General features: G+C 68.4%; 7 protein-coding genes. 6 read left to right on the top strand and 1 reads right to left on the bottom strand.

The features are described from left to right. Positions 1-127 precede the first annotated feature (127 nt). The 3 genes from leuC to leuB are packed head-to-tail and all read left to right on the top strand — an operon-like array spanning position 128 to position 3,314. Positions 128-1,528, top strand: coding sequence for a 3-isopropylmalate dehydratase large subunit (gene leuC, locus APM_RS10995; RefSeq protein WP_007423449.1), 1,401 nt, complete (start codon positions 128-130; stop codon positions 1,526-1,528). Next, positions 1,528-2,148, top strand: coding sequence for a 3-isopropylmalate dehydratase small subunit (gene leuD / locus APM_RS10990; protein WP_035186728.1), 621 nt, complete (start codon positions 1,528-1,530; stop codon positions 2,146-2,148). The genes leuC and leuD overlap by 1 nt, the downstream gene beginning before the upstream one ends. 53 nt (positions 2,149-2,201) lie before the next feature. Then, positions 2,202-3,314: a 3-isopropylmalate dehydrogenase gene (leuB, locus tag APM_RS10985; RefSeq protein WP_007423447.1), complete on the top strand. Its 1,113-nt coding sequence runs from the start codon at positions 2,202-2,204 to the stop codon at positions 3,312-3,314. A gap of 75 nt (positions 3,315-3,389) precedes the next feature. On the opposite strand, the gene APM_RS10980 is transcribed toward leuB, so the two are convergent. Further along, the gene (locus APM_RS10980; RefSeq protein ID WP_039888337.1) at positions 3,390-6,101 is read right to left on the bottom strand and encodes a glycosyltransferase; all 2,712 of its coding nucleotides are present in this window, start codon (positions 6,099-6,101) and stop codon (positions 3,390-3,392) included. Between APM_RS10980 and APM_RS21495 the strand changes: the two genes are divergently transcribed. The 3 genes from APM_RS21495 to APM_RS10970 form a co-directional block, all read left to right on the top strand. After that, positions 6,100-6,300, top strand: a complete 201-nt coding sequence (locus APM_RS21495) for a hypothetical protein (protein ID WP_138919191.1) — start codon at positions 6,100-6,102, stop codon at positions 6,298-6,300. The two genes, APM_RS10980 and APM_RS21495, sit on opposite strands and share 2 nt — an antisense overlap. 8 nt (positions 6,301-6,308) lie before the next feature. Next, positions 6,309-7,601 (top strand): hemolysin family protein, encoded by a 1,293-nt coding sequence (locus APM_RS10975; protein ID WP_007423445.1) that lies wholly within the window; start codon positions 6,309-6,311, stop codon positions 7,599-7,601. A 147-nt stretch (positions 7,602-7,748) separates the two neighbouring features. Then, positions 7,749-8,914 (top strand): methyl-accepting chemotaxis protein (locus tag APM_RS10970; RefSeq protein WP_039888340.1); only part of this gene is annotated, 1,166 nt, incomplete at its 3' end.

Genomic DNA, 8,914 nt, shown 5'->3' with positions numbered 1-8,914 from the left:
GGGCGCTTGCGCGTCTGCCGCCCGATGCCGCTCTGACCGAAACCTTGAAGGTGTCCGGAGCGTGACGCTCATGTCGGGCGCGGGTGATTCCCGCCCGGTCCGGCACCTTGAGCCGGAGGACGCACGCATGGCTTCGACATTGTTCGACAAGATCTGGGCGGCGCATGTCGTCGATCGCATGCCGGACGGCACTGCGGTTCTCTATATCGACCGGCATCTCGTCCATGAGGTGACCAGCCCGCAGGCCTTCGAGGGGCTGCGGATGGCCGGGCGCAAGGTGCGGCGGGTGGATGCGACCATCGCGGTCGCCGACCATAACGTGCCGACCGAGGACCGCGCCGCCGGCATCGCCGAGCCGGAGAGTGCGCTGCAGGTCGCGACCCTCGAACAGAATGTCGCCGCCTTTGGCGTGCCCTATATTCCGGTGACCGACGCGCGGCAGGGCATCGTTCACGTGATCGGGCCGGAGCAGGGGATCTCGTTGCCGGGGATGACGATCGTCTGCGGCGATTCCCACACCTCGACCCATGGCGCGATGGGTGCGCTGGCCTTCGGCATCGGCACCTCCGAGGTCGAGCATGTGCTGGCGACGCAGACGCTGTTGCAGAAGCCGGCGAAGAACATGCTGGTGCGGGTGGATGGCACGCTGCCGCCGGGCTGCTCGGCGAAGGACATCGTGCTGGCGATCATCGGCGAGATCGGCACCGCCGGCGGCACCGGGCACGTGATCGAATATGCCGGCGAGGCGATCCGCGCGCTCGACATGGCGGGGCGGATGACCGTCTGCAACATGTCGATCGAGGCGGGGGCGCGGGCCGGGCTGATCGCGCCGGACGAGACGACGTTCGAGTATGTGCGCGGCCGGCCCTACGCGCCGAAGGGCGAGGCGCTGGAGCGGGCGATCGACTACTGGAGGACGCTCGCCTCCGACGAGGGCGCGCAGTACGACCGGGTGGTGACGATCGATGCGTCCGCCCTGGTGCCGCAGGTGACCTGGGGGACCAGCCCGGAGACGGTGGTGCCGATCACCGGCCACGTGCCCGACCCCGCGGCCGAGCCGGATGCCGGCCGCCGGGCGCAGATGGAGCGGATGTTGCAGTATATGGACCTCGCACCGGGGCAGGCGCTGAAGGGCACGAAGATCGACGCGGTGTTCATCGGCTCCTGCACCAATTCGCGGATCGAGGATTTGCGGGTTGCCGCCGGGATCGTGCGGGGGAAGAAGGTCGCCGGCCATGTCCGCGCCATGGTGGTGCCGGGCTCGGGGCTGGTGAAGGCGCAGGCCGAAGCCGAGGGCCTCGCCCAGGTGTTTCTCGATGCCGGGTTCGAATGGCGCGAGGCGGGGTGTTCGATGTGCCTCGGCATGAACCCCGACAAGCTGAAGCCGGGCGAGCGATGCGCCAGCACCTCGAACCGGAATTTCGAGGGCCGGCAGGGGCCGGGCGGGCGCACGCATCTGGTGTCGCCGGCGATGGCGGCGGCCTCGGCAATTACCGGCGCGCTCGCCGATCCGCGGGAGATGGCATGATGGACAGGTTCGAACGGCTGGAGGCGGTCGCCGCCCCGCTCAGGATGGCGAATGTCGATACCGACAAGATCATCCCGGCGCGCTTCCTCAAGACGATCAAGCGCTCGGGGCTGGGCAAGCACGCCTTCGCCGGGCTGCGCTACAACGAGGATGGCAGCGAGAACCCGGATTTCGTGCTGAACCGCGAGCCCTACCGGCAGGCGCATATCCTCGTCGCCGGGGAGAATTTCGGCTGCGGCTCGTCGCGCGAGCACGCGCCCTGGGCGCTGCTGGATTTCGGCATCCGCTGCGTGATCGCGCCGAGCTTCGCCGACATCTTCTTCAACAACTGCTTCAAGAACGGCATCCTGCCGATCGTGCTGCCGCGCGAACAATGCGAGGCGCTGATGGAGGATGCGGAATCGGGGGCGAATGCGCGGATCATCGTCGATCTCGCGGCGCAGACCGTCTCGCGGCCGGATGGCGAGACCTACGGGTTCGAGATCGATCCGTTCCGCAAGCGCTGCCTGCTGGAGGGGCTCGACGATATCGGCCTGACGCTGGAGAAGGCGCCCTCGATCGACGCCTATGAGGCGAAGCTGGACGGCGCGGCCTGGCGGCCGCGGATCGAGACCGTCTGATCCGCCCGCCCCGCTCCACCACCGCCGAACGCGACCCCAAGGGAGAGACGACCATGATTGCGAACCGGAAACTGCTGCTCCTGCCGGGGGATGGCATTGGCCCCGAGGTGATGGCGGAAGCCCGCCGGGTGATCGACTGGCTGGCGCGCAGCGGCCGGGCGCGGTTCGAACTCGCCGAGGACCTCGTCGGCGGCGCCTCGATCGAGGCGACCGGCAAGCCGATCACCGAACCGGTGATCGAGCGCGCGCTGGAGGCGGACGCCGTGCTGTTCGGCGCGGTGGGCGGGCCGCAATGGGATTCGCAGCCCTTCGACAACCGGCCGGAAATCGCCATTCTCGAACTGCGCAAGCGCCTCGGCCTGTTCGCCAACCTGCGCCCCGCGCCGGTGTTCGACGCGCTGATCGACGCGAGCCCGCTCAAGCCCGAGATCGTGCGCGGGCTCGACATCATGATCGTCCGGGAATCGACGGGCGGCATCTATTTCGGCGAGCCGCGCGGGATCGAGACCCTGCCGGATGGCACGAAGCGCGGGATCAACACCGAGGTCTACACCACGCCGGAGATCGAGCGGGTGGCGCGCGTCGCCTTCGAGCTGGCCCGCAAGCGGCAGGGGCGGCTGACCAGCGTCGAGAAGGCGAACGTGATGGAATCCGGCCTGCTCTGGCGGCAGACCGTCACCGCCCTCGGCGCGGCGGAATATCCTGACGTGCAGCTCTCGCACATGTACGCCGACAATTGCGCGATGCAGCTGGCGAAGAATCCGCGCCAGTTCGACGTGATCGTGACCGGCAACCTGTTCGGCGACCTGCTCTCCGACCTGGCCTCGATGCTGACCGGCTCGCTCGGGATGCTGCCCTCGGCGACGCTCGGCGCGCCGGATGCGGCGGGGCGGCGGCATGCGCTCTACGAGCCGATCCACGGCTCGGCGCCGGACATCGCCGGCAAGGGCCTGGCCAATCCGCTGGCGCAGATCCTCAGCCTCGCGATGCTGCTGCGCTACTCCTTCGACATGCAGGATGACGCGGCGGCGATCGAAGCCGCCGTCTCCAACGTGCTCGCCAGCGGCATGCGCACCGCGGATATCGAGCAGAAGGGCACGGCGCGGATCGGCACGCGGACGATGGGCGACGCGGTGCTGCGCGAGCTCGACAAGCTCGGCGGCTGATCCGGGCCGGAAAAGGATCGGGGCGGCAGGTTTGCGCCTGCCGCCCCGTTTTCGTTTCAGCCGGAGGAAGCGCGGTCAGTCGCCGGCCGCGGTGCGCGCGCTGATCGGCATCCGCGATTGCGGCAGCAGCGCCGGCGCCTTGATCCGCGTCCGCTTCGGCGCCTTCGCCGGCATCGACGCGATGATCGAGACCAGGACCGAGGCCAGATAGGGCAGCGACTGGGTGAACAGCACCGCGCACCAGAGCCGGCTTTCCGGCGTGGCCCAGTGATGCCCGAAGCCGACGCCGAGCAGCGCCGCCCAGGTGAGGGCAAGCAGGATCAGCTCCTCGCGCACCATTACCAGCCCCTGCACCAGGGCGGGCGCGTTTTCCATCTTCGGCGTGCGGATGAAGGGCAGCGAGTTGGTGAACAGGCCTTTCCACACCGCCTTGCCGATCGTGTGCGAGAGCGCGAGCCCGGCGACGGCCGCCCCCAGCCGGTCGCCCACGCCGCACGGCACCCGCGCGGCGTAAAGCGCGAAAATCTGCACGATCTTGAAGGCGAACAGGCCGATCGAGGGCAGCATGAACAGCAGGATCGGGAATTCGAACCGCACCGGATCGAGGATCAGACCGGCCGACCAGGCGAGGCCCAGCAGCAGGAAGGCGAGACCCAGCGCATCGCCGATCCAGGGCAGCCAGCCGGTGACGAAGTGCCAGCGCTGGCCGATCGTCAGCGTGCGGTCGAAGGGCGAGAGGAACGCCTTCCAGTGCCGGCGGGAAATCCGCATCGCGCCATAGGCCCAGCGGTAGCGCTGCTTGCGGAAGGCGTTGAAATCGTCCGGCATCACGCCGCGGCCGAAGCTCCGCTTGGAATAGACCGCCTCGTAACCCTCGCGGAACAGCCGCAGGCCGAGCTCGCTGTCCTCGGTGATGCACCATTCGGCCCAGCCGCCCTCGGCATCGAGGGCCGCCTTGCGGATCAGCGTCATCGTGCCGTGCTGGATGACCGCGTTGCGCTCGTTGCGGTTGACCATGCCGATATGGAAGAAGCCGGCATATTCCCAGAACATCATCCGCTTGAAGAGCGAGCCGTCATTGTCGCGGTAGTCCTGCGGCGACTGGGTGAAGCCCACATTCGGGTCGGCAAAGGCGGGGACCATGCAGCGCAGCCAGTCGGGGTCGACGATATAGTCGGAGTCGAGCACGCCGACGATCTCGGCATCCGGCGCGGTCTCGCGCAGGGCGAAGTTCAGCGCGCCGGCCTTGTAGCCGGGATGCTTGCCGAGGGTGAAGAAGCGGAACTGCTTGCCGAGCCGCGCGCAATGCGCCGCCACCGGTTCCCATACCGCCGGGTCCTTGGTGTTGTTGTCGATCACCAGCACCTCGAAATTCTCGTAATCGAGGGCGGCGAGGGCGTTCAGCGTCTGCTTCACCATCTCGGGCGGTTCGTTGCAGATGGCGAGATGCAGCGAGACCTTGGGCAGTTTCGTGCCGGGGGCCGCGGGCACCGGCTCGAAATGGCGCATCCGCACCCGGCCGAACAGGGTTTCCACGAGGTCGAAACTGTCGGCGACGAGCAGGAAGAGCAGCAGCGCCTGGCCGGCGGCGAGCGCGGCCCAGACCGCGGCGGCGGACCAGGAGAGATAGGTCTCGCCCATCGTCATCAGCAGCGAGGCGAGGGCGGCGCCGAAGCCCTGCACCAGGGCCGCGAACAGGATCTTGCCGGGCCAGCGGATGTCGGGCCTGACGCCGAGCATCAGCAGGGTGACGAGGAAGCCGAGCAGGCTGGAGCCGAGCGCCCAGGCGAGCCAGGCGCGGTTCTGCTGCACCGGGCCGGTGAGCGACCATTTGGCCTGGCGGTCGAGCGACCACATGCCCCAGTAGCCGGCGGCGCGGCCCTCGAAGCTGGTCTTCCAGGGCTGGTCGAACGCTTCCATCACGAAATAGTCGAGATGCTGCTTCTGCGCGATGTTGAAGAAATCGCGCAGGAAGCGGGCCTGCAGCACGCGCGAGGCGCGGGCGGCGCCGATATCGATGCCGTCCGACGGCCAGCCGATCTCGCCGATCACCACCTTCTTGCCGGGGAAGCGCTTCTCGACCTCGTGCAGCCGCATCAGCGCATACTGCACGGCGTCCTTCTCGGGCACGCCCTCCCAGTAGGGCAGCAGATGCACGGTGATGAAGTCGACCGACTTCGCAAGCTCGGGGTGGTGCAGCCAGACATGCCAGGGCTCGGCGGTGGAGACCGGCACATGCACGCGCTTCTTCACGTATTCGATGTCGGCGGCGAGTTCCGGCACCGTGAGGTTGCGACGCAGGATCACCTCGTTGCCGACCATGACCGACTTCACGTCGGCATTGGCGTTGGCGACCTTGACCACCTTCTTCAGCTCGGCCTCGTTCGCCTTCGGATGCTGGTCGATCCAGGCGCCGAGCGTGACGTTCAGGTGGTAGGGGGCGGCGAGCGCCGGAATCTGGCCGAGATCGCCCTGGACGGTGTAGGTCCGGATGTCATGCGTGTGCTTCGCGACGAGTGCGAGGTCCGACCGGATCTGGGCGATCGAGGGGTAGATCCCGCTCTGCGGGCTTTCGCCGGCGTGAAAGGGCGAGAAGGCGAAGCCGCCGATTTCGCCGCGATAGGGCGGCAGGTTCGTCACGGGACGGTTCAGCGCGGCCCAGATGCCAAAGGTGGCGCCCGCAGCGCCAAGAGCTGCAAGCCATGTGCCCGGGTGACGCCAGCCCGCCCTGGTCTGGCGGGGGCTGACCCGGGGAGCGATCGGGCGGAGGCGCGCGAGATGCGTCATGAACCATCATCCGGTTGACCCGCGGAAAAAGTCCGCGTTGAACATCTCCCATGACGGTGCAGTGCGGCATCGCGTCGGCTGGATTATGGCTAAAGAGTGGCGTGTGGTTCATGTCCTGCGCATCCGCTATGCTGCTGGATCGGAGATCGTTACGCCGGTGAAGCTCGGTTTCGTTGTCCTGGGTTCATGTCAGAACTGAAGTAAGGTATGCACGTTGTTGTTCTGATACTGATTTTGACCTTGCTGATCCTGCTCAATGCCGGATTCGCCCTCGCCGAGATGGCGCTGGTGTCGTCCCGCAAGGCGGCGCTCGCGCTGTTCGCCCGAAAAGGCGTGCGCGGCGCCGAGCGCGCGCGCCTGCTGGCCGAGACGCCCGAGCGCTTCCTGCCCACGGTGCAGATCGGCATCACCGCGATCAGCGTGCTGACCGGCGTGGTGGGCGGGGCGCAACTCGCCCATTCGCTGGCGCCGGCGATCGCGCTGATCCGCCCGCTCGCCCCGCTCGCCGACACGATCGCGCTGACGCTCACCGTCGTCGGCGTCACGCTGCTCACCCTCGTCTTCGGCGAACTCGTGCCCAAGCAACTCGCCTTGCGCAATGCCGAGCGGATCGCCTGCCTCGTCGCCTGGCCGATCGACATGTTCGCCCGCGCCGCCTCGCCGCTGGTCTGGCTGCTCGGCTTCACCTCCGATCTGGTGCTGCGCCTGTTCGGCCCGGTCGATCCGCACCGCCGGGCGATCAGCGAGGAGGAGCTGAAGGCCATCCTCGCCGAGGGCACCGAATCCGGCATGCTCGAATACGAGGAGCGGGACATGATGGAGCGGGTCATGCGCCTCGCCGACAAGCCGATCCGCGCGATCATGACGCCGCGGCAGGACATCGCCTGGCTCGACCGCACCGCCCCGCGCGGCCAGGTGATCTCCTCGCTGAAGGCCGCGCCGCATTCCCGCTTCGTGGTCTGCGACCGCAGCATCGACAATGTGGTCGGCATCGTCCAGGCCAAGGACATCCTCGACCGGATGCTGGACGGCAAGGACATCTCGATCGCCACCGCGCTGCGCCAGCCGCTCGCCGTGCCGGACGCGATCTCCGCGCTCGATGCGCTGGAGCGCCTGAAATCCGACCCGCTCGGCGTCGCCTTCGTGCTCGACGAATATGGCAGCTTCGAGGGCATGGTGACGGTGGGCGACCTGCTCGAGGCGATCGTCGGCGATGTCGAGGAGGCGGGCTATGGCGAGGCCGGCGAACCCGCGCCCGACCGCTACGAGCTCGACGGTCTCGAACCGATCGACGAGGTGGCGCACAAGTTCGGGCTCGAGAACCTGCCCGCCCACGGCTCGTATCACACGCTGGGCGGCTTCCTGCTCGCCCTGCTCAAGCGCGTGCCGCGCCAGGGCGACGCGATCGCCTTCGGCGGCTGGCGCTTCGAGGTGCTGGCGATGAACGGCCGCCGGGTGGAACTCGTGCGCGTCAGCCGCGATCCCACGGCCGTGCCGTGAAATTAGGCTTTCATTAAGTCCCGCCTGCTATGCGGGGTCGGTGATCCACGCTGCTAGGCCCAGCCTGTCAAGGGGAGCCCGATCCATGAAACGCCATCCCGTCAGGATTGTCGTCCCGTCCGCCGGCCGGTCGCGGGGCCGGTGACGATGGTCTGGATACTGGCCGGCATCGTCCTGGCCGCGGCCGGCGCCATCGCCGCCATTCTGCTCGGCGTCCGCCGCCGCATCTCCGCCCTCGCGCGGGATCTGAACGCCGTGGCGATCGCCGCGAGCGAGGCGCATCGCGACATGGTCGCGCAGAACGGGCTCGACCGGAACATCGATGGCCTGCGCGCCCGTCTCGCGGCCCTCGGCCCGGCGCGCATCGAGAACGACGAACTCTGGTTCGGCGCCTACCGCATCAATGGCGACGATCGTGTCGTCGACGAGATCAAGACGCAATACGGCGGCGCCGTGACCATCTTCATGCGCGACGTCCGGGTGGCCACGAATGTCCAGAAGCCGGACGGCACCCGCGCGGTCGGCACGAGACTCGCCCCCGGCCCGATCCACGATGCCGTGCTCGGCATGGGCAAGACCTATCGCGGCGAGGCTGAAATCCTCGGCGAACCCTATTTCGCCATCTACGAGCCGGTCATCGCCAACCACGAGACGATCGCGATCATCTTCGTCGGCGTCAGGAAGCTGGACCTGCCGGAGGGGACGGTGACCGGCGATCCGCGCAGCATGGCCTGCATCCGCGCCGATCTCGATTCCCTGCGGAAGGTGCTCGCCGAGCAGGTCAGGACGGCCGGGGAAGCGATCGCCCTGCGGCAGCTTTCCGAGGATACGCGGCGCGCCCTCGATGCCGAGCGTGTCACGCGCGCCCACCAGCAGGCGCACGCGATCGCCGCCCTCGGCACCGGCCTCGAGCGCCTCGCCGGCGGCGACCTGCTGTTCCGGCTCGACGAGAAGCTGGCCGCGGAATACGAAAAGCTCCGCACCGACTTCAACGGCGCGATCCGCCAGCTTCACGACGCGATGGCGATGATCGCCCGCAACGCCGACGCGGTGCGTTCGGGCGCGCAGGAAATCACCGCGGCGTCGGACGATCTGGCCCGCCGCACCGAACAGCAGGCCGCGACGCTCGAACAGACGGCCGCGGCGCTGGAACAGATCACCGCCACCGTGCGGCGCACCGCCGCCGGCACCGGCGAGGCCCGGAAACTGGTCGGCGACGCGCGCTCCGAGACCGATCATTCGGGCGAGATCGTGCAGCGCGCGGTCGCGGCGATGAGCGCGATCGAGGCGTCATCCCGCCAGATCGGGCAGAT

This window comes from Acidiphilium sp. PM, from assembly GCF_000219295.1.
In the GTDB taxonomy this organism is placed as follows: Bacteria; Pseudomonadota; Alphaproteobacteria; order Acetobacterales; family Acetobacteraceae; genus Acidiphilium; species Acidiphilium multivorum.
This window is presented reverse-complemented; position numbering and strand designations above follow the sequence as displayed.